Genomic DNA, 20,062 nt, shown 5'->3' on the forward strand with positions numbered 1-20,062 from the left:
AGTGGGGATGATCTCTGTCAGGCGGTTCGCCTGTGTTCTGGTGGCCGCGATGGCGTGGATTGCCGTTGCGGGGGCGCAAGAGCGCGCAAACCCGCTCATCGTGGGTGTCGAGGAGCTGAATTATCTGCCGGCTTACGGTCGCGACGAGAACGGCGAGTATGCCGGCTTCGGCCGTGCCATTCTGGATGCTTTCGCTGAGGATCACGGCTACGACCTGGTTTACAGACCGCTGCCCATCACTCGGCTTTACAGTGGACTGCTTTCCGGCAGCATCGATCTTAAATACCCGGACAATCCGCGCTGGGCGGAAGATCGCAAAGCGGGACGAACGATCGCCTACAGCGCCCCAGCCATGACTTACATCGACGGGAACCTCGTGACCGAGGCCCGGGATGGTCATGACGTCGAACTCATTGGGACCGTGCTCGGCTTCACGCCCTGGGCTTGGCTCGATCGCATCGAGGACGACTCTTTGCAGCTGATCGAGAGCACCGATCTCGTGCCTGTGCTCCGTCAGCTCTTCGCCGGCCGGATCGACGCCGCCTATGCCAATGTGGCGGTGGCGAAGCATGTGGCCGCGGAGAACGGCCTGCCGGCAGACCAGTTGGTTTTTCGCGACGACCTGCCGTACGACCGTGGCACCTACCATCTCTCGACCACCAAGCACCCGGAACTGATCGCACAGTTCGATCATTGGCTGGAAGACAATGCCGAGCGGGTCGAGGCGATGCGCGAGGATTATGGTGTGGGTGTGGAGGAACTACTGGAACCGAACGGGGAGTGAGCGCGCGGTTACCGATGGTGCTATCTGCCGAACGTTAAAACGCATAATGTATATTATGGGAAGAAATAACGGGTGAGGGCGATAGCTCGGAGGCGCCAGTCGATCTGGTACAGGCTGGCTTTTGCTGATCAGAGACGGCCCAGTTTGCGCAACCACCGCCGGACCCGCCGAGCGTTCACCCCCATGTCCCACCAACCGACCCGTGAGCGGCTGAGAAGGTAAAGGCTGGAGGTCTCTGCTGTGAGTTCAACGAATTCCACGGTGATCTCATCGACGAACTTGAAGAGCCGGCTCTTCTGGATGAACCGATAGCGATTGTGTTCTGACTGATCAGCGACGAGCGCAACGCGGGCCTCGGAACTGGCCACATCGAAAAAGCGCGCGCGCAGTTCCGCCGTGGCCATGGGATAGATCGGTGCCTGCATCTTGCAGGCTGCCAGGCCGGACTGCGGCGGACAGGCCAGAAACCAGTTTGGTGAAGCCGGGACCGTCAGGTCTGTGAAGCTGAACTGCTTGAGATCCCGCTGCATGGCCTTAATCCGGGCCTTTATCCGCAATCTCGACAGTCAGGCCATCGTGGGCCGGTTCGACTCCCGGCGGACAGGCCGCGCGCAGGCTTTCGTAATCCATTTCATGATTGAGGTGAGTCAACAGTGCGCGCTTCGGCTTGACCCGCTCAATCCAGCCTAGCGTCTGCTCAAAATGCGAATGCGTCGGGTGTTCTCGATAGCGCAGACAGTCAACGATCCAGAGGTCAATGCCGCGCAGCGCTGCAAAGGCTGCTTCATCCAGTTCCTTGGCATCGGTCGAATAAGCCATTGATCCGATGCGATATCCGGTGCTGGTGACATTGCCGTGATTCTGGGCGAAAGCCTGAGCTGGCAACCCCAGCAGATCGAAAGATCCATCCTCCACCGGCCGATCATCGTAGATGGCCGGATATAGGCGGCTGGCTGTATGGCTGGATGCGAATGCGTAGTCGAAGCGGGCGGTGATCTGGGCGTGGTCTCGGCGTGGGATGTAGGCGGAAATAGAGGCCTTGCGCCTGTTCGCCATGGAGCGCAACTCATCCAGTCCGTGCAAATGATCCGCATGGGCATGGGTCAGGAGCACTGCGTCGATCCGCTCCACAGCATTGTCCAGCAACTGCGCGCGCAGATCCGGCGAGGTGTCGATCAGAACCGCCCTGCCCTGTGTTTCCACCAGAATAGAGCAACGTCGGCGTCGATTGCGCGGGTGATCCGGATCGCAGCGACCCCAGTGCCCCCCGGGCGAGCCCTCAGCCAGAGGCACACCTCCGGATCCACCGCATCCCAGGATCGTTACCTTCATTGCGGCGCCGGAACCTTGGAGAACAGCCGGAAGAAGTTTGCCGTGGTTGCCTCCGCCAGTTCGTCGGCCGAAACATCCATCAGTTCAGCCATCTTCTCCGCTGTGTGCACCACGTACGCCGGTTCATTGCGTTTTCCGCGCTTGGGCACCGGCGCGAGATAGGGAGAATCCGTTTCAACAAGCAGCCGCTCCAGCGGCACCTGTCGGACGGTCTCGCGTAGTGCCTCGGCCTTCTTGAAGGTCACCACGCCAGCCAGGGAGATATAAAAGCCGATCTCCAGGGCGGCCTGCGCCAACTCCGGACCCGCCGTGAAGCAGTGAATCACGCCGGGAAAGGCCCCGCGTGCATGCTCCTCCTGCAGGATCGCCACGGTGTCGGCATCGGCATCGCGTGCATGCACGATGAGCGGCAGCCCGCTTTCTCGCGCCGCGGCTATGTGCGCCCGAAATGAGCGCTGCTGCGCCTCGCGGGGACTGTGCTCATAGAAATAGTCCAGGCCGGTTTCGCCGATCCCGACGACCTTGGGGTGGGCACAGCGCGACAGCAGGTTTTGGGGATCCTCTACCCCCTCCTCCCCTGCTTCGTGCGGATGCACGCCAACGGAGCAATAGACCGCTGCGAAGCGCTCGGCGATGCCGCGGATTGTGTCGAACTCGCTGAGCTTGGTGGAGATGGTTACCAAGCGGCCAACACCGGCCCTCTGCGCGCGGGTCACCACCTCTTCGAGCGAATCGCCTTCGCGCTCCAGGTAATCAAGGTGGCAGTGGGAATCGACCAGCATCACGCCCCGCCCTCCTCCGCAGCCTCCACGAAGCGCGGGAAAACGCCCTGCGGCCGCGGCAACGGCGTGCCGGGGACGAGCGCCGCCTCGATCTGGTCGAAGTTGCGCGCGTCTGTCGGCACGGCAAGCTGATCGAGCATCGCTGCCATGGCGTCGGGCATGACGGGCTGGTTCAGCAGCGCCAGGCGACGCACCGTCTCGGCCAGCACCCAGAGCACCGTCTGCATCCGGGCGGGATCGGTTTTGCGCAGAGCCCAGGGAGCCTGCTCGTCAACATAGCGGTTGGCGTCACCGACCACCTGCCAGGTTGCCTCCAGGCCTCGATGGAAGGCCTGCTGATCGTAGAGTTCGCGCAGGCGATCACGCAAGCCCGCGGCCTTGTCGAGTAGCGCCTGGTCGCTCTCCTGCAGTTCGCCGGCTTCAGGGACCGCGCCGCCACAGTTCTTGGCGATCATCGACAACACGCGTTGCGCCAGGTTGCCGAGGTCGTTGGCCAAGTCTCCGTTGATGCGGGCCACCATCGATTCATGGCTGATATAGCCGTCAGAGCCGAAAGGCACCTCGCGCAGCAAGTAGTAGCGCACCGGGTCCAGACCATAGGTGTCCACCAGATCCTGCGGCCGCAGCACATTGCCGATGGATTTCGACATCTTCTGGCCGCGGTTCATCAGCCAGCCGTGGGCAAAGACCCGCCGAGGCAGGGGCACATCTGCCGCCATGAGAAAGGCCGGCCAATAGACCGCATGAAAGCGCAGGATGTCCTTGCCCACCATGTGTAGATTGGCGGGCCAGAACTGCCGGAAGGTATCGCTCTCGGTGTCGGGGTAGCCCGCAGCGGTGATGTAGTTCGTCAGTGCGTCCAGCCAGACGTACATGATGTGCTCGGGATCACCCGGCACGGGAATGCCCCAGTTGAACGTCGTGCGGCTGACTGACAGATTCCGAAGCCCCCCCTTCACGAAGGACACCACCTCGTTGCGCCGGCTCTCCGGCCCGATGAAATCCGGGTTGCGCTCGTAGTGATCGAGCAGGCGGTCCTGCCAGTCGGAAAGGCGGAAAAAGTAGGATGGTTCCTCCACCCACTCCACCTCGGCGCCGGAGGGCGCCACAAGCTTGCCATCCTCGGTCTTGGTTAGCTCGTCCTCGCCGTAGAAGGCTTCGTCACGCACCGCGTACCAGCCGGCATACTTGTCCAGATAGATGTCGCCGGAGGCCACCAGCTTCTCCCACAGCGCCTGACAGGAACGGTGGTGGCGCTCCTCGGTGGTGCGGATGAAGTCGTCGTAGGAAAAGTTCATCACGGCGGCCAGGTCGCGGAAGTTCTGGCTCACGCGATCCGTAAAGGCCTGGGGTTCCTCCCCGGCCTTCTGCGCCGACTTCTCCACCTTCTGCCCATGCTCGTCGGTGCCGGTCAGGAAGAAGACCTCCTTGCCGTCGAGCCGCATGAAGCGCGCCAGCACGTCGCAGGCCAGCGTCGTGTAGGCGTGGCCGATGTGCGGCACGTCGTTCACGTAATAGATGGGCGTGGTGATGTAGTAGCTATCTGTCCGGACAGACATCGGTGCAGTTCGACTCCAGGAAGGCGCTATCAAACGGCGCGCGTCGCAGTCACGGCAGCGAGGCGGTCCAGCGCGGTGAGGATTACCTGCTTCCGATCCAGGCTTGCGCGTTCGGCCTGGGTAAATAGGCGCTCAAGGTTCTCCCACAGGGCCAACCACTGCGCAAGCGTGCCCCGGGCGAGCAAGCGCTGCGCCAGGCCTTCCTCCTCGGGCACCAGCGCTTCGCAGATCTGGCCGCGGCCGGCCGCCTGAATCAGGCGCCCCAGCCACCAGAGCAGGAGGTCGCTCACGGTGCGGAGCCGGCGCCCGCTGGCATCGCGCGCGATGCTCTCGGCGAAGGCGTGGCACTTCACCGGATCGAGGCGCGGCGCATCGGAAAGCACCGCCAGCAGGCCTTCGTAAAGGTCTGCCCCGCCCTCCTCCGCCAGTTCCAACGCTCGCCCGATGCTCCCCTCCCCCAGGCGCGCCAGCAACAGGCGTTGGGTCGGATCGGCTTCAGACAATGCCCGCTCCAGCAGGTGCAGCACGGCGGATTCTTCCAGCGCCGTCAACGCGAGGCGTCGGCAGCGCGAGCGGATGGTGGGCAAGAGACGGCCAGGAGCATGACTGACCAGCAGCAGCACGGCATTGGCCGGTGGCTCCTCCAGCACCTTCAACAAGGCGTTGGCTGCGTTGCTGTTCATCTCGTCGGCGCTGTCGACGATGCCCACCCGCCATCCGCCTTCGGAAGCCGTCATGTGCAGGAAACTGTTCAGATCGCGGATGGACTCGACATCGATGTCTCGCTTGAGCTTACCGTCGTCTCGGGCGCGCCGCTCGATGCTCAGGAGATCGGCGTGGCTCTGAGCTGAGACGCGCCGAAAGACCGGATGCTCGGGCGCAATGTCCAAGCTCTTCGCGGGAGCGGCGGTCTCAAACAGAGCCGGATCGGCGGGGGAGTCTTCGGCTTGGCTTAAGAGGAATCGCGCAAAACGATAGGCCAGGGTGGCCTTGCCGATGCCGCGCGGGCCGGTCAACAGCCAGGCGTGCGGCAAGCGGCCACTTTGATAGGCGCGCAGCAGGTGCTGCTCCGCTTCCGCCTGTCCCAGCAGATCCGCCGTTTCGCGGGGATGGGAGGGCGTCTCCTTGTCGCTGCTGCCCTGGCGCGACTTGACCCGGCTCACAGCGGCACCCCAAGGCGTGCTGCAACGCTGCGCCGCACCTCCAAGGTTACGTCTTCGAGCGGCTGCGTCGCATCTATGTGTGCGAAGCGCTGGGGCTCGGCCGCAGCCATGGCCAGGAAGCCTTGTCGCACGCGTTCATGAAAGACGCTGGTCAGGCTTTCAAAGCGCTCTGCTGCGCCGCGCCGGCCGGCTGCCCGCGCCAGGCCAATCTCTACCGGCAGGTCGAACAGCAACGTCAGGTCCGGCTGGCGTTCACCGATGGTGAAGCGATAGAGCGCGCGCAGCGGCTCCAGCGGCAGTTCACGACCGTACCCTTGGTAGGCGTAGGTCGAATCCGCGAAGCGATCACAGATCACCCAGGCGCCGCGCGAGAGCGTTGGCTCGATTCGGGTGACGAAATGATCGCGTCTGGCCGCGAAGACCAGCAGCGCCTCCGTCTGTGCATCCCAGCGTCCGGCCGAGCCATGCACCAGCAGTTCGCGGATTTCCTCGGCGCCAGGGCTGCCTCCGGGTTCGCGTGTTTCCAGCACCTCTAGCCCCTGGTCGCGCAGGACAGCAGCAAGCGCAGTGCACTGGGTAGACTTGCCCGCCCCTTCCCCGCCTTCCAAAGTGATGAACTTTCCGCGCGCCATGGGGCCGAGACTGCCCCGCGCTGCGGGAAGGGTCAACGCGATGCTCCAGGTGCCAGGTCGCTGTGGGCATCGGTGTCGCGGATTGCGTCGAGATCGGCCCTAGGATTAGTGCCTCTACCGCGCTAAAGGTCGGAATCACGGTCGGCCGGGAGTCGCGGCCGGTTGCAGGCAGGGAATGTATGATGCGCAGACTGATCGGGGGCTGCCGGCAAGGCATGGTGCGAGCGCTGGGCGCCGGCCTTGCATGCCTGTTCGCGGGAGCCCTTCTGATGGCTGGCCCCACCTTGGCGCAGCAGCCCGATGCGCTGCTCAGCGCCAGGGAAGTCATACAGGATCGCGATGCCGGCACTATTACGGCGCAAGGCGATGTCGAAGTCGCTTACGGCACGCGGACCCTTCGGGCCGACAGGATCATCTATCACACCGATCGCGACGTGATCCTTGCCGAAGGGAACGTGGCGATCATCGACGACAACGGCGATGCCGTCTTTGCCGAGCGCGCCGAGGTCACCAGCGACTTGGACGAGGCCTTTGTCAATCAGGTCCGCGCGCTGCTGCGCGGCAGCAACCGTATGACGGCGGCGAATGCCGTGCGCACCGGCGATAATCTCACGGTCTTCAATAAGGCCCGTTTCACGCCCTGCAGCGCCTGCACCTTCGGCGATGAGGAGCAACCGCTCTGGCACCTGGAGGCCGATGAGGTTACGCACGACCAGGAAGCGCGGACCCTGCGCTATCGCAATGCGCGGCTCAACATGTTCGGCATTCCGGTCGCCTACACCCCTTACTTCCAGCATCCGGACTGGACGGTGACCCGTCAAAGCGGCCTGCTCTCCCCCAGCTTTGGTAGCACCTCCTTTCAGGGTGCCTACATCAACCTGCCCTACTACCACGTCATCGACGACACCTCGGACATCACTCTCACACCCCGGATCATGCAGAACCGCCTGCCGGTTCTCAGTCTGGAGCACCGCCAGCTTCTGCCCTACGGCGAGATGCGCACGGAGGTCAGCGGCACCTATTCCCGGCGACGCGACCTCAACGACCGCTGGCGTGAGGAGAGCTTCCGCGGCCACATCGATGCCAGCGGGCGCTTCTCCCTGACCGATCGCTGGCGCGCCGGCTACGATCTGCGCCGCTCGACAGACCAGAGCTATCTGCGCGCTTACGATTTTGTGGACGCGTCCCGCTACAACAGCCACGCCTTTGCCGAGCGCTTCGATGGGCGCAGCTATTTCGGCGCAAATGCCTTTGCCTACCAGATACTGACCGATGAGCTTTCCGAGAAACGCCAGCCCATCGTCCTGCCACTGCTCGAGTTCAGCCACGCCGGCGAACCGCAGTGGGGCAGCGCCTACCCGACCCTCGATGCCAGCCTGCTGTCCATCGTGCGGCGTGAGGGACGAGAGGTGGGGCGGCTGTCGGTCACGCCCGGCATAACGCTTCCCGCCATCGGTCGCTTCGGCGAGGTCTACAAGTTCCGCGCGGCCGTGCAGATGGACGGCTACTGGACGCAGGGTCACCAGCCCGGGTCCAGCGACCCAGATCCCGCCAATCCCGACGATCAGATCACCACGGGACGAATCTTTCCTCACGCTTCGCTGGAGGTGCGCTACCCCTGGCTGATCCAGAGTGAAGGGCTCCAGCAGACGCTGGAACCCACGGTGCAGTTCGTCGCAGCGCCCTCGGGAGGCAATCATCGGCGCATCCCCAATGAGGACAGTGTCGACATCACCTTCGACGACACCAACCTCTTCTCGATCAGCCGCTATCCCGGCCTCGACCGCGTCGACAGCGGTTCGCGCGTCGACTACGGCCTCAACTACTCCCTCGCCACCGGGGAAGGCTTCTACAGTGAGCTCTTTCTGGGACAGAGCTACCGCTTCGAGAAGAACAACGCCTTCCCGGCCGACAGCGGCCTGCGCAACCGGCGCTCCGACTTCGTCACCCGCCTGCGCTTGCGCCCGATTGATGAGATCGATCTTGTCTACCGGGCCAGGCTCGATCACAGCAGCCTGCGACCGCTGCAGCAGGAAGCCGAAGCCCGGCTGGGGCCGGATCATCTGAACGTCGAGCTCGGCTACATGGATATCCCAGACCTGAGCAACCAGAGCTTCTTCGGGCGCCGCGAAGAGGTTTCCGGCCAGATCAACGCCCAACTTTCACGCCGCTGGTATGCCTCGGCCTACGCCACTCGAGACCTGGCCGAGGACTACACGCCCCGGGTCGGCCTGGCACTCGGCTTCGAGTGCGAATGCTTCAACTTCAGCGCCGGCGTCGAGCGTCGCCGCTATCGGGATCGAGAAATCGAGCCGGGCTACAACTTCCTCTTCAACATCACCTTCCGCTATCTCGGCGGCGCGGGGAGCGATTAGCCGTGCGCGTCAAGCCGTCAGACCAAAACCGCCTCGCGCGTTGTTCGCGGTGTAACAGCCGCTTATAGTGCCGCCGCTTGGCCTCGTGGGCTGTAGTGCGACCATGTAAAGGGTAACGCCGATATGAGAATTCTTGTCCTCACCCTGCTGATTGCCCTCGTCTGGCCTCTGTCGGGTCCACGGCAATCCGCAGCACAGGACGTTTTCACCGCGGCCGCCGTCGTGAACGACGAGGTGATTTCGCGACTGGATTTCGAGGGGCGGATCCGCGTGGCACTGCTGGCATCTGGCCTGCCCGAGAACGAAGAGACTCTGAACCAGATCGCCGGTCCGGTGCTGCGGCAGTTGATCGACGAGCAACTCCAGCGCCAGGAGGCCGAGCGCCTGTCCATTTCGGTTTCCGAGGAAGAAGTCGATCAGGCACTGGAGCAGATGGCGCAGCGCAACGAGATGACGCCGGAGCAGTTCGTCAACATGTTGGAAGGTAACGGCGCGCCGCTGCAGTCGATCCATGATCAGCTTCGCGCGAGCGTGGCTTGGAACAAGATCCTGTCCGCTCAGGTGGTTCCTGACGTGCAGGTGACTGAGGAAGAGATCGATCAAGCAGTCGATCGCATGAGCGGTCAGGACGCAGAGGTTCAGGCGCGCTTTGCCGAGATCTTCATCCCCTTCCAGGGAACGGCGGAGGAAAACGAAGCGCGTCAGCTTTCCGAGCGCCTGATCGACCAACTCGCGCAGGGCGCCAGCTTTCAGCAGCTTGCCGCTCAGTTTTCGCAGGCTCCGACAGCCGCGGCGGGAGGCGATCGCGGTTTTGTGTCCCAATCACGCCTGGCGCCTGACATCGCCAGTGTCATCGCTGACATGCAACCCGGCGATCTCGCCGGTCCCATTCCTTCGGTCAATGGCTACTACATCCTGGTGCTCATCGACCGGCGGCAGGGAAGCATGGGCGGCAGCGGCGGGGGCGAAGGCCGTGTCCGACTGACTCAGATCGCGTGGGAAGCGGAGCCTGGCCAGGAGGACGCCGTGATGCGCCAGGCCGAGGAAGCGACCGTGTCCATCGATTCCTGTGCAGCCGCCGAAGATCTGGCTGCCGAGATCGGTGGCGCGGGCTCAGGAGATATGGGTTTCATCAACACGCAGGACATGTCCGATGAACTGCGCTCGCTGGCGCTGAACTTGCCGCAGGGTGTGCCAAGTCCCCCGATCTTCACCGGCGAGAGCGTCATGGTCCTTTTTGTTTGCGACCGGGAAATCGAAGGCGGGAACTTTGATCGGGACGCGGTGGCGGAAAGCCTGCGGCGCGAACGCCTGGACATGCTGTCGGCCCGCTACATGCGCGATTTGCGGCGTGCCGCGAACATCGATGTGCGTCTATAGAGGCATGATTGGGCGCCGCCGTTGTGATTGCTGATCAATCAACGGAAATGGCGTCTGACCCCGTCGCTGCCTTGCCGCCGCTGCGCCAAGTGATCGCGCAGCATGAACTTGCTGCCCGAAAGAGCCTTGGGCAGCACTTTCTCCTCGACCTCAACCTGACCCGCCGTATTGCGCGCCTGGCCGCCCCGATGCAGGGCGCCACCGTCGTCGAGGTCGGACCGGGTCCTGGTGGACTGACACGAGCGCTGCTCCTGGAAGGCGCTGAGCGCCTGATCGCGGTCGAGAAGGATCGGCGCTGCCAGGTTGCGCTGGCGTCACTCGTCGAGGCTTCGCACAAGCGGTTGTCCCTCATCGAAGCGGATGCGCTCAGACTGCCGCTAGAAGAACTGGGCACCGCGCCACGCACGATCGTGAGCAACCTGCCCTACAATGTCGGCACGGCATTGCTGACCGCCTGGCTGCAGCAGATCGCTGCCGATCCCATGGTGCTGAGCCGGCTGGTCCTGATGTTCCAGAAGGAGGTGGCCGAGCGGTTGGTGGCCGCGCCGAGAAGCAAGGCCTACGGTCGCCTCGCTGTGTTGACCCAGTGGCTCTGCGAGGCGGACATCGTTTTCGACATCCCCGCATCTGCCTTCACGCCGCCGCCGAAGGTGGTGTCGAGCGTTGTCCTGCTGCGGCCGCGCGCGCAGCCGCTGGCGCCCTGCCGGCTGTCGGACCTGGAGCGCGTGACGGCCGCCGCCTTTGGGCAAAGGCGTAAGATGCTGCGCCAATCCCTGAAGGGCCTTGGACTGTCCCCTGCCCTGCTGCTGCAGGACAGCGGCATCGCTGAAACTGCGCGCGCGGAAGAGCTTTCGGTAGAAGAGTTCTGCCTCCTGGCCCGCAAGCTTCAGGCGCTCTCGGAGCAGGGGCCAGAGTAATCCTCTTGGCTTACTTGGGCACCACCCTGCCCCGCTGAACCGCCGGGCGCGCCGCTATGGCGTCGAACCAGCGCTTCACATTCGGGAAGTCAGCGAGATCCACCTGCTGCCATTCGTGGCGGCCGGCCCAGGGGAAGGTCGCGATGTCGGCCATGGAGTAGCTGTCTCCGGCCAGCCATTCCGCTTCGCCAAGGCGCTTGTCGAGTACGCCGTAGAGCCGGCGGGTCTCATTGGCGTAGCGGTTTTTGGCATAGGGGACGTCTTCCTTGGCGAAACGCAGGAAGTGGTGCGCCTGGCCGAGCATGGGGCCGAAGCCGCCCATCTGCCACATCAGCCACTGGACCGCCTGCCAATAGGCCCGCGGCTCTTGTGGCATGAGCTGACCGGTCTTCTCGGCTAGGTAGAGCAGAATGGCGCCGGATTCGAAGAGCGCCAGTGGCTTTCCCTCGGGGCCGTCCGGATCGACGATGGCGGGGATCTTGTTGTTCGGACTGATCTTCAGGAAGTCCGGCGCAAGCTGCTCATCCTGAGTGATGTTGATGGGATGCACGTTGTAGGGCAGCCCCAGTTCCTCGAGCGCAATGGAAACCTTGTAACCGTTGGGTGTGCTCCAGGTGTAAAGGTCAATGGTCATGAGTCTCCCTTCCTTGCCTTTGGGCAACGTGAACTCTTCGGATGATGTGTGAGGGTCAGGGGCCGCTATGGCGATCGAGGACCGCGGTCTGAAGCGCCTGCTCCAGATCCGCTGCCAGGTCTTCCGAATGCTCCAACCCGATCGACAGGCGCAGCAGATTCTTCGGCACCGGGCTGTCGGGGCCTTCCACCGTGGCGCGGTGCTCGATCAGGCTCTCCACCCCGCCCAGGGAGGTCGCCGGCAGCACCAGGCGGCAGGCCTTGACCACTTCGATGGCCTCCTCGGCGCCGCCCTTCACCAGCAGGCTGAGCATGCCGCCGAAGCCGCCGGTCATTTGTCGGTCGGCGATGGCGTGGCCGGGATGGTCCGACAAACCCGGATAGAGCACCGCTTCCAGGCCGGGATGACCGTTGAGGCGCTGGGCCAGCAATCCGGCCGTCTCGCACTGGCGGCGCACGCGCAGTGGCAGCGTACGCATCCCGCGCAACAACAGCCAGGCCTCGAAGGGGCCCAGGACGGCACCGGTCTGGTCGCGGTGCTCCCGGATGCGCGTCCAATGCTCGTCGTGACGGGCGGTTACCAGCGCCCCCGCCAGCACGTCGCCATGCCCGTTCAAATATTTGGTTGCCGAGTGCATCACCAGATCGGCACCCAGCGCCAGCGGACGAGTCAGAACCGGTGTGGCAACGGTGTTGTCCACAGCCAGGCGCGCGCCCGCAGCATGCGCCAGCCCAGCGACCGCCGAGATATCGACCACGCGCCAGAGCGGGTTGCTTGGTGTTTCGATCCACACGAGCTTTGTTTCGCCCGGGCGCATTGCCGCTTCGAGCTCCGCCAGGTCGGTGGCATCGACCAGCGTGAGGCCCAGGCCCCACTCTTCACAAAAACGTCGGATCCAGCCCCGTACGCCGTAGTAGAGCGCCTCCTGCAGGACGATGTGATCGCCGGGCCGCAGCCCCATCACCGCCGCGTGCACGGCGGCCATGCCGGAGGAGAACAGCAACGCCTCGGCGCCGCCCTCAAGGCGCGCCAGCAGTTCCTCCGTGGAGGTCCAACTGGGGCTGTGTGTGCGAATGTAATCGGTCAGCGGCGGCGGCCCGTGATCGGCGCCGCGCGCGAAGGTGGTGGCGGGCTGGATCGGCGGAATGGGGGCGCCGGTCGCGGGGTCGAGATAGCCGCCCGCCTGCGCTGCCAGGGTTTCCGGGTGCTGCTGCTCCAGGGGGAAGGGCTTGGCCATGGATCAGGCTCTCCGCTCATACTGGGCTGCACCGAAGAGAAACTCCTTGTCCTTCGCGCTCATTTCCGGTTTCCGCCTGTCAGCAAGCACCTCAACGCCTCGCTGGACGGCTGGGCGCGCCGCGATGCGATCAAACCAGTCGCAGAAGTGCGGATAGGATTCGCGCTCAACCCCCTGCCGCTCCGGCGTGCGGGTCCAGGGCCAGGCGGCAATATCAGCGATGCTGTACTCCTCGCCGGCGAGGTAGGGGACTTCCGCCAGCCGCTTGTCCAGCACGCCGTAGAGACGCTGGGCCTCCTTGCTGTAGCGCTGCTGCCCGTAGGGGATCGGCTCCGGCGCATACTGCAGGAAGTGGTGCGCCTGACCCAGCATGGGACCCAGCCCGCCCATCTGCCACATCAGCCACTGCAGGGCCGTATAGCGTGCGGCCGGTTCTTCAGGCAGGAAGCGGCCATACTTCTGGGCGAGGTAGAGCAGGATCGCGCCGGACTCGAACAGCGAGATTGGCTCGCCGTCCGGACCTTCGGGATCGACAATGGCTGGCATTTTGTTGTTCGGGCTGATCTTGAGGAACGCCGGGTCGAACTGGTCGCCGCTGCCGATGTCGATGGGATGGACCTTGTAGGGCAGCTCCAGCTCTTCGAGGAGAATATGCACCTTGTGCCCATTGGGCGTAGGCCAAGTGTAGAGCTGAATCGGCTGCGGCATAGGGACCTCCCACGATCTGCTGTCGGTTGGCAGAAGGTGGCAAGGCCACGGCCGCTTGGCAAGGTGAAGTGAGTCCCGAAAGGCGGGTCGCAGCTCCCAGTCAGGCTGAACGCGCGCGGGCGAGCGCGTCGTTGACCTCCTGGTCGGAAAGCTGGTGGAAATCGCGATAATACAGCCCGATGGCGTTGAAGGGGCTTGGCGTGGCCAGGCAAATCACCTCGTCCGCCTCGGCTCTCAGGCGCTGGAGCGTCTCCGCCGGCGCCACCGGCACGGCGACGATCAGGCGCTGCAGCCCCTTGCCCCGCAGTGCCCTGAGAGCTGCGCGTGCAGTGGCACCGGTGGCCAAGCCGTCGTCCACCACAATTGCGCTCCGGTTCTTCAGGTCGGGTGGTAGCCGGTCTTGCCGATAGAGCGTTCGGCGGCGCTTGATTTCTTGTGTTTCTCTTTCCACCGCCGCGTCGATGTCGTCCTGACTCATGCCCGTCGCGGCCACGACGTCCTCGTTCATGACCACGGCCGGTGGGTCGGCGTCCACCAGCGCGCCTGCCGCCAATTCCGGTTGCCAAGGCACGCCGATCTTCCGCACCAGCAACAGGTCCAGCGGTGCCTTTAGCGCCAGCGCAATCTCCAGCGCGACAGCCACGCCACCGCGCGGCAATGCCAAAACCATGGGATCGTCTGGAGCTTGTGCTGCGAGTACGGCAGCCAATTGGCGGCCGGCGTCACCGCGATCCTGGAACGGCAGGCTCACCATCTCCTCGGCCTTCCGATACCGATTGCACCTCGCCCCCCCAACACCTCTGCCCAACGCCGCTGGCGCGCCGGGGGATCCCGCCGGGCGTTGCTCAGGAAGCCGTCTGAGACTCCATCAGCTTGCGCAGCTCGGTCTTGAGGATCTTACCATAGTTGCTCTTGGGTAGGGCGTCGATGAAGCGGTAGTGCTTCGGACGCTTGAAGCGGGCGATCTCCTCCAGGCAAAGGCGGTCCAGGGCCTGGGGATCCGGCTCCGCGCCCCCGCGCATAACCACGAAGGCGACCGTGATCTCGCCCCAGTCCGCATCCGGAGCGCCGATCACCGAGCATTCGGCAACGCCCGGGTGGCGCAGCAGCACCTCCTCCACCTCGCGCGGGTAGATATTGCTGCCGCCGGAGATGATCACATCCTTGGAGCGGTCCATGAGCGTCAGGAAACCATCCTCGTCCAGGGCGCCCAGATCCCCGGTGTGCAGCCATCCGCCGGCCAGCGTTGCTGCCGTGGCCTCCGCATCGGCCCAGTAGCCCTGCATCACGGCCGGGCCGCGCACAATGACTTCGCCGCTTTCGCCCGGCGGCAGCGGCCGGTCCCCCTCCCCGACCACCGCCACCTCCATGAGAAGCTGCGCCTGGCCGGCCGAGGCGATGCGCTCGCGCCAGCGGGGATGTGTCCTGTCGGCATAGAGATGCTTTGGCAGGGCCGTGATACACATCGGGCTTTCGCCCTGTCCGTAGATCTGCGCCAGGCGGTTGCCCAGCACACCCAGCGCGCGCTCCACGTCCGCCACGTACATGGGCGCGCCGCCGTAGACGATGGTCTTGAGGTTGGACAGGTCAGCGGCTGCCGTTGCCGGGTGTTCGACGAGTCGCCGGATCATCGTCGGCGCGAAGAAGGCCGTGACACCGTGATGGTGCTGCAGGAGGTCCAGCACCTCCTCGGCATCGAAGCCCCCGCTCTCGGGCACGAGATTGCAGGCGCCCGCGGCCACGTGGGGCACCAGATAGAGGCCCGAACCGTGCGACATGGGCGCTGCGTGCAGGATCGTGTCCTGCGGCGCAATGGCGTCCACGTCGGCCAAATAACAGGCCGTCATGGCCAGCAGATTGCCGTGGCTCAGCATGGCCCCCTTCGGCCGCCCGGTGGTGCCGCTGGTGTAGAACAGCCAGGCCAGATCGTCGCGACCGGAGGGATGGGGCTGCGTGGTCTCGCCGGTTGAGAACAAAGCCTCGTAATCACTGCTGCCGGCCTCGATGACCTCCAGCATTTCCGGCAGCCCTGCGGTGACACCGCCGACCGCTGCCGAAAGATCACTCGTGGTGAAGCACAGCCGCGCACCGCAGTGTTCCAGCATGTAGGCGAACTCGCGGGGATGCAGCTTCGCGTTCATGGGCACGGCGGCAAAACCGCCCCACCAGAGCCCGTAGAGCACTTCCAGGTACTCGGGACAGTTCTTCATGGCGAGCGCCACGCGGTCACCAGGCTCGAGCGCGAAGCGCTGCCGCAGGCCGGCGGCCAGCGCTGAGGCGCGCGCCGCGAGCGATTGGTAGTCCTGCAGAACCTGGTTGCCATACGCCACTGCCGGACGCTTGGCGCCTGCCCCGACGCTGCGCCGCAGCAGCTCTGCCATGTTCATTGTGGTGCTCTCCTCCTTCAGAATCCTGCGCGATTGGAAAAGCTGGCGCCCCCTGCGTCAAGTTGCGCTAGCCTGGGGTCGGCGCATGACCTCTGCTGCGCCGATTTTGACCGGGATCAAGGTCCCTGCCAGCGTCGCGGGAGACGTTGGGGCATCGGCAAGACTCGAACGGCGCGCAAATCAAACCTTGGATTGAGGTAGAAGCACGGTGACCGACAAGAAGGATGCAGGACGGAAGAGCGGAGAACAGCAGGGAAGCGAGCCGCCTTTCAAGCTCTGGCATCTGATGCTCATCCTGCTCTCGGTGATGCTGCTTCAGAGCCTGCTGGTTGAAAGCGGCACCGTGCGCGACATGCCATACAGCGAATTTGAGGTCCTGCTTGAAGAGGGGCGCCTGCAGGATATCGAGGTGGCCGAGGATCGAATTACCGGAACAATCAATCCCCCCTTGGACGGACAAGAGCGTTTCACCACGCGCCGCGTTGATCCTGCCATCGCCGAGCAGCTCAGGGACGAGGGTGTTGTTTTTCGCGGCGCACCCGGTCCCTCGGTCTTGGCCTCAATCTTTTCCTGGCTATTGCCCATTCTCGTCTTCTTCGGCATCTGGCTGCTGCTGTTTCGCGGCATTCTACAGCGTCAGGGCGGGGGCATGGGCGGCTTCATGTCTGTGGGCCGCAGCAAGGCCAAGGTCTACATGGAGACCGGCGTAAAGGTGAGCTTCGACGATGTCGCCGGCGTGGATGAAGCGAAGGCCGAGCTTCAAGAGATCGTCGAGTTCCTGCAGAACCCCGAGCGTTACGGACATCTAGGCGCACGCATTCCCAAAGGCATCCTCCTGGTGGGGCCTCCAGGCACTGGAAAGACGCTGCTGGCCCGTGCTGTTGCGGGAGAAGCGGCGGTGCCCTTCTTCTCCATCAACGGCTCCGAGTTCGTGGAGATGTTCGTCGGCGTCGGCGCGGCCCGTGTGCGCGACCTCTTTGAGCAGGCGCGCAAGCACGCGCCGGCCATTATCTTCATCGACGAATTGGACGCCCTGGGCCGCGCACGTGGAGCCTTCAATCCTGGCGGCGGTCATGACGAACGCGAACAGACGCTAAATCAGCTGCTTTCCGAGCTCGACGGTTTTGATCCACGCGAAGGGGTTGTGCTCCTCTCGGCCACGAATCGTCCTGAAATTCTCGACCCGGCCCTGCTGCGGGCCGGGCGCTTCGACCGGCAGGTTTTGGTCGATCGGCCCGACAAGACCGGCCGCGCCCAGATCCTGCGGGTGCATATGCGCAAGATCCGCTTGGCAGAGGATGTGGATGAAGAGGCAATTGCCGGCCTGACGACAGGCTTCACCGGCGCCGATCTCGCCAATCTGGTCAATGAAGCAGCCTTGCTGGCCACGCGCCGTAGGGCGGAAGCCGTTACCCTCGCCGACTTCACCGGGGCCATCGAGCGGATCGTTGCAGGGCTCGAAAAACGCAACCGACTGCTCAACCCTCTGGAACGCAAGGTGGTCGCCTACCACGAAATGGGCCACGTCCTCGTCGCGCTGGCCCTGCCCGGCAGCGACAAGGTGCACAAGGTCTCCATCATCCCGCGCGGTATCGGGTCACTGGGCTACACCATCCAGCGCCCCACCGATGAGCGCTACCTGATGACCCGGGAAGAGTTGGAGAACAAGATTGCGGTTCTGCTGGGCGGGCGGGCAGCGGAAAGGCTGATTTTCGGTCACCTCTCCACGGGCGCAGCAGACGATCTGGCCAAGGCGACCGACATTGCTCGCTCGATGGTGACCCGCTACGGCATGGAGCAGAGTTTGGGCCACGTCGCTTATGATCGGGAGCGCAGCAGCTATCTCGGCCAACCGGGCGGTCAGCCGGGAGGTCTGCTGGATCGCAGCTACAGCGAGGCCACGGCGCGCCAGATCGACGAAGCAGTGCGCGGAATCATTGATCGCGTGTTCGGGCGCACCCTTTCTGTTCTGGAGCGCAACCGCGCCCTTCTGGAGCGCGGTGCCGAGGCGCTGCTGCAAGCGGAAACACTCGATGAAGCGGCTTTGAGCCATCTGGCCGAGGGTTTGGTTCGGGCCGATGACGTCGCGCCGGGCAAGCCAGGTCCCAAAGCCTAGCTTCCGCGCAACTGCATAGCTGATGCACGCTGGCTCGAAGGACGCTTGACGCTGGGCGCAAGAATGTTATCTATCTCGCAACGCACAAACGACTGGCCGGCGTTACCGGCCCGCGGCGATTTGAAGGGCAGCTTGCACCGCGTCATCAACAGCTAAAGCGCCACGAAGGTTTTCGTGGTCCCGCCCTCGTTACGAGCGCAAGGAGCACCGCGATGCACCGATGTCCCCCCTCCCCTTGAGTTCCTGATACGCTGCGCCTCTAGCTGCGCCTGGCGTTGTTTTTCTATGTCTGAACTCCGTGCCGCACCCTGAGTGTCGGCCGGCGGGAGCATGAGGTTTTCCATGTCTTCGATGATTCGCCTTGAGGCGGTGTCGAAGCGCTATCCTGCCCGAAAGGATAGCGCGGCGGTCACTGCCTTGTCCGAAACCGACTTGACGATTGACCGGGGAGAAATTTTCGGCGTAATCGGCCGTTCCGGTGCGGGCAAATCCACACTCATCCGATTGATCAATCTTTTGGAGCGCCCGAGCAGTGGGCGTGTTGAGGTTGACGGTGTCGACCTGACCGCTCTGGATGCCAGCCGCCTCCGCGCGGCGCGGCGCCAGATCGGCATGATCTTCCAGCACTTCAATCTACTCTCCTCGCGCACAGTCTTTGACAATGTGGCGCTCCCGCTCGAGCTTGCGGGACTGTCGCGCGCGGAGATCAAGTCGAAGGTCCAGCCGCTGCTCGAACTGGTCGGGCTGGCCGACAAGTCGGGCCGCTATCCCGCGGAGCTGTCCGGAGGCCAGAAGCAGCGTGTGGGCATTGCCCGCGCGCTTGCCACCGAGCCGAAGGTGCTGCTCTGCGACGAAGCGACCTCGGCCCTTGACCCCGAAACCACCCGCTCGATCCTCGCCCTTCTTGGCGATATCAATGAGAAGCTGGGCATTACCATCGTACTGATCACGCACGAGATGCAGGTGATCAAGCAGATCTGTCACCGGGTCGCCGTGCTGGATGCCGGCGCGGTCGTGGAACTGGCCTCAGTCGAGTCCGTCTTCACCCGGCCGCGGGCTCCGATCACCCGCAGTCTGCTGTCCGCCGCCACCGGAGATGACGTACCGCCGCACCTGCGCGCCCGCTTGTCGCAGCACCCGATAGGCGGAGACACGCTCCTGCGCCTGCGTTTCTCGGGTCCGCACGCAGAATCTCCCGTCATCTCCCGCCTCACCAAGGCTCAGGGCATCGAGGTCTCAATCCTCCATGGTCAGGTCGATGTCGTGCGTCATGCCTCCTTCGGCACCCTGATTGTTGCCCTGCCCGTTGCCGGCGATGCGCTCGCCGCGGCCATTCGTTTTCTGGAGAGTGAAAATGTCGTTGTTGAGCCTCTTGGGTATCTCCCCGCAAGTCTCCGCGCTGCTGGTTGAGGCCACCCTTCAGACCCTGCAGATGACGGCCATTGCCAGTCTGCTGGGCACCCTCTTTGGCCTTCCGCTCGGCGTGCTGCTCGCGACCAGTGGTCGGGGCGAGCTGCTGCAGTGCGTTTCCTTCAACCGGGTTGCGGGCCTGATCGTAAACGCCACGCGTTCGACCCCATTCATCATCCTCGTGGTGGCGATCATCCCCTTCACACGCATGGTGGCTGGAACTTCGATCGGCACCACGGCTGCGATTGTGCCGCTGACCTTGGCTGCCGTGCCCTTCATCGCGCGCATAGTCGAAACGGCAATTCGGGAGGTCGACCAGGGCTTGGTGGAGGCAGCCAAAGCCATGGGTGCTACGCCGCTCCAGATCATCCGGAAGGTTTTGGTACCTGAGGCGATGCCCGGCATCGTGGCCGGCCTCACCCTCGCGATCGTCAGCCTGATCGGCTACTCGGCCATGGTTGGCGCCGTCGGTGGCGGCGGCCTTGGCGACCTTGGCATTCGCTATGGCTACCAGCGCTTTATGCCGGAAATCATGGCTCTGGTGGTTCTCGTTCTCATCGTTCTCGTCCAGGCCGTTCAAACAGTGGGCGATCGTCTTGCCCGCCGCGTGAACAAGCGCCTGCGCGACGCCTGATCCCTTAAAGAA

At 64.1% G+C, this 20,062-nt stretch carries 18 protein-coding genes; 7 read left to right on the plus strand and 11 right to left on the minus strand.

The annotated features are described in order from the left end of the window. Window positions 1-49: 49 nt before the first annotated feature. The gene (locus P2G67_RS09415) at window positions 50-784 is read left to right on the plus strand and encodes a substrate-binding periplasmic protein (protein ID WP_275822376.1); all 735 of its coding nucleotides are present in this window, start codon (window positions 50-52) and stop codon (window positions 782-784) included. 128 nt (window positions 785-912) lie between these two features. Here P2G67_RS09415 and P2G67_RS09420 read toward each other — a convergent pair whose 3' ends face one another. From P2G67_RS09420 to tmk, 6 genes are all read right to left on the minus strand, one after another. After that, window positions 913-1,314, minus strand: a complete 402-nt coding sequence (locus tag P2G67_RS09420; RefSeq protein ID WP_275822378.1) for a DUF1499 domain-containing protein — start codon at window positions 1,312-1,314, stop codon at window positions 913-915. A gap of 4 nt (window positions 1,315-1,318) precedes the next feature. Next, window positions 1,319-1,987: an MBL fold metallo-hydrolase gene (locus tag P2G67_RS09425; protein ID WP_275822380.1), complete on the minus strand. Its 669-nt coding sequence runs from the start codon at window positions 1,985-1,987 to the stop codon at window positions 1,319-1,321. 125 nt (window positions 1,988-2,112) lie between these two features. Next, window positions 2,113-2,898, minus strand: a complete 786-nt coding sequence (locus P2G67_RS09430) for a TatD family hydrolase (protein ID WP_275822382.1) — start codon at window positions 2,896-2,898, stop codon at window positions 2,113-2,115. After that, window positions 2,898-4,457: a methionine--tRNA ligase gene (gene metG, locus P2G67_RS09435; RefSeq protein WP_275822384.1), complete on the minus strand. Its 1,560-nt coding sequence runs from the start codon at window positions 4,455-4,457 to the stop codon at window positions 2,898-2,900. The genes P2G67_RS09430 and metG overlap by 1 nt, the downstream gene beginning before the upstream one ends. Window positions 4,458-4,486: 29 nt before the next feature. Next, window positions 4,487-5,620 carry a DNA polymerase III subunit delta' gene (locus P2G67_RS09440; RefSeq protein WP_275822386.1) on the minus strand — a complete coding sequence of 378 codons (1,134 nt, stop codon included), beginning with the start codon at window positions 5,618-5,620 and terminating at the stop codon, window positions 4,487-4,489. Further along, window positions 5,617-6,288 carry a dTMP kinase gene (gene tmk, locus P2G67_RS09445; protein WP_322099675.1) on the minus strand — a complete coding sequence of 224 codons (672 nt, stop codon included), beginning with the start codon at window positions 6,286-6,288 and terminating at the stop codon, window positions 5,617-5,619. The genes P2G67_RS09440 and tmk overlap by 4 nt, the downstream gene beginning before the upstream one ends. A gap of 233 nt (window positions 6,289-6,521) precedes the next feature. Between tmk and P2G67_RS09450 the strand changes: the two genes are divergently transcribed. From P2G67_RS09450 to rsmA, 3 genes are all read left to right on the plus strand, one after another. Beyond that, entirely contained in the window at window positions 6,522-8,627 is a 2,106-nt protein-coding gene (locus P2G67_RS09450) for an LPS-assembly protein LptD (protein WP_275822388.1), read from the plus strand. 123 nt (window positions 8,628-8,750) lie between these two features. Further along, window positions 8,751-10,007 (plus strand): peptidylprolyl isomerase, encoded by a 1,257-nt coding sequence (locus P2G67_RS09455; protein ID WP_275822390.1) that lies wholly within the window; start codon window positions 8,751-8,753, stop codon window positions 10,005-10,007. Between the two features lie 26 nt (window positions 10,008-10,033). Beyond that, entirely contained in the window at window positions 10,034-10,924 is an 891-nt protein-coding gene (gene rsmA, locus P2G67_RS09460; protein WP_437124254.1) for a 16S rRNA (adenine(1518)-N(6)/adenine(1519)-N(6))-dimethyltransferase RsmA, read from the plus strand. Between the two features lie 10 nt (window positions 10,925-10,934). Here the strand turns inward: rsmA and P2G67_RS09465 are convergent, their stop codons facing one another. From P2G67_RS09465 to P2G67_RS09485, 5 genes are all read right to left on the minus strand, one after another. Next, window positions 10,935-11,558: a glutathione S-transferase family protein gene (locus P2G67_RS09465; RefSeq protein ID WP_275822394.1), complete on the minus strand. Its 624-nt coding sequence runs from the start codon at window positions 11,556-11,558 to the stop codon at window positions 10,935-10,937. Window positions 11,559-11,613: 55 nt separating this feature from the next. Further along, the gene (locus tag P2G67_RS09470) at window positions 11,614-12,795 is read right to left on the minus strand and encodes a trans-sulfuration enzyme family protein (RefSeq protein WP_275822396.1); all 1,182 of its coding nucleotides are present in this window, start codon (window positions 12,793-12,795) and stop codon (window positions 11,614-11,616) included. A gap of 3 nt (window positions 12,796-12,798) precedes the next feature. Next, window positions 12,799-13,503 (minus strand): glutathione S-transferase N-terminal domain-containing protein, encoded by a 705-nt coding sequence (locus tag P2G67_RS09475; RefSeq protein WP_275822397.1) that lies wholly within the window; start codon window positions 13,501-13,503, stop codon window positions 12,799-12,801. A 100-nt stretch (window positions 13,504-13,603) separates the two neighbouring features. Further along, window positions 13,604-14,254, minus strand: coding sequence for a phosphoribosyltransferase (locus tag P2G67_RS09480; RefSeq protein ID WP_322099676.1), 651 nt, complete (start codon window positions 14,252-14,254; stop codon window positions 13,604-13,606). A 94-nt stretch (window positions 14,255-14,348) separates the two neighbouring features. Beyond that, window positions 14,349-15,890: an AMP-binding protein gene (locus P2G67_RS09485; protein WP_275822399.1), complete on the minus strand. Its 1,542-nt coding sequence runs from the start codon at window positions 15,888-15,890 to the stop codon at window positions 14,349-14,351. A gap of 208 nt (window positions 15,891-16,098) precedes the next feature. Between P2G67_RS09485 and ftsH the strand changes: the two genes are divergently transcribed. The 3 genes from ftsH (at window position 16,099) to P2G67_RS09500 (ending at window position 20,050) form a co-directional block, all read left to right on the plus strand. Then, on the plus strand, window positions 16,099-18,006 hold the full coding sequence (gene ftsH, locus P2G67_RS09490) for an ATP-dependent zinc metalloprotease FtsH (protein ID WP_437124252.1): 1,908 nt from the start codon (window positions 16,099-16,101) through the stop codon (window positions 18,004-18,006). Between the two features lie 351 nt (window positions 18,007-18,357). After that, on the plus strand, window positions 18,358-19,416 hold the full coding sequence (locus P2G67_RS09495; RefSeq protein WP_322099685.1) for a methionine ABC transporter ATP-binding protein: 1,059 nt from the start codon (window positions 18,358-18,360) through the stop codon (window positions 19,414-19,416). After that, window positions 19,361-20,050 (plus strand): methionine ABC transporter permease, encoded by a 690-nt coding sequence (locus tag P2G67_RS09500; protein WP_322099677.1) that lies wholly within the window; start codon window positions 19,361-19,363, stop codon window positions 20,048-20,050. The genes P2G67_RS09495 and P2G67_RS09500 overlap by 56 nt, the downstream gene beginning before the upstream one ends. Window positions 20,051-20,062 lie beyond the last annotated feature (12 nt).

Origin of the sequence: Aquibaculum arenosum (assembly GCF_029222965.1) — a bacterium.
Taxonomy (GTDB): domain Bacteria; phylum Pseudomonadota; class Alphaproteobacteria; order Kiloniellales; family DSM-21159; genus Aquibaculum; species Aquibaculum arenosum.